This is a genomic window from Oceanobacillus chungangensis (assembly GCF_003369565.1).
Classification (GTDB): domain Bacteria; phylum Bacillota; class Bacilli; order Bacillales; family Amphibacillaceae; genus Oceanobacillus; species Oceanobacillus chungangensis.
Window position 1 is genome coordinate 1 of the sequence record NZ_PIOD01000027.1, and the last position, 656, is coordinate 656.

Consider the following 656-nt stretch of genomic DNA (forward strand, 5'->3'; position numbering starts at 1 on the left):
AGATCCTAAGTCTAGCGCGTCTGCCAATTCCGCCACACCCGCAAGTAAATGGTGAGCCATGAAGGATTCGAACCTTCGACCCTTTGATTAAAAGTCAAATGCTCTACCGACTGAGCTAATGGCTCGAATTAATAGTAAGAGTGCGTGGTCTTAAAAAGTCCTAAAATAAAAAAGTGGCTGGGCTACCAGGATTCGAACCTGGGAATGACGGGATCAAAACCCGTTGCCTTACCGCTTGGCTATAGCCCAACAATCAATATGGTGGAGGGGGGCAGATTCGAACTGCCGAACCCAAAGGGAGCGGATTTACAGTCCGCCGCGTTTAGCCACTTCGCTACCCCTCCATACTTAACTATAGGGTATAATTTTATTCATAAGTCAATGATGCCGGCCAGAGGACTTGAACCCCCAACCTACTGATTACAAGTCAGTTGCTCTACCAATTGAGCTAGGCCGGCATATGGCGGTCCGGACGGGACTCGAACCCGCGACCTCCTGCGTGACAGGCAGGCATTCTAACCAACTGAACTACCGGACCATATATACTTTTTAAGTACAAAACATTAATAATACTTTTGGTTGCGGGGGCAGGATTTGAACCTACGACCTTTGGGTTATGAGCCCAACGAGCTACCAGACTGCTCCACCCCGCGATG

6 tRNA genes are annotated in these 656 nt (G+C 48.9%); all 6 read right to left on the bottom strand.

Features of this window, described 5'->3' with window-relative positions:
* Positions 1-49: 49 nt before the first annotated feature.
* The 6 genes from CWR45_RS18580 to CWR45_RS18605 all read right to left on the bottom strand — a co-directional run bounded on the left by CWR45_RS18580 (position 50) and on the right by CWR45_RS18605 (position 653).
* A tRNA-Lys gene (locus CWR45_RS18580) sits at positions 50-125 on the bottom strand.
* Positions 126-174: 49 nt separating this feature from the next.
* A tRNA-Gln gene (locus CWR45_RS18585) sits at positions 175-249 on the bottom strand.
* Between the two features lie 10 nt (positions 250-259).
* Positions 260-344 (bottom strand) — tRNA-Tyr (locus CWR45_RS18590).
* A 41-nt stretch (positions 345-385) separates the two neighbouring features.
* A tRNA-Thr gene (locus CWR45_RS18595) sits at positions 386-458 on the bottom strand.
* 3 nt (positions 459-461) lie between these two features.
* Positions 462-538, bottom strand: a tRNA-Asp gene (locus CWR45_RS18600).
* A 38-nt stretch (positions 539-576) separates the two neighbouring features.
* Positions 577-653: transfer RNA gene (locus CWR45_RS18605), tRNA-Met, on the bottom strand.
* Between the last annotated feature and the right edge of the window lie 3 nt (positions 654-656).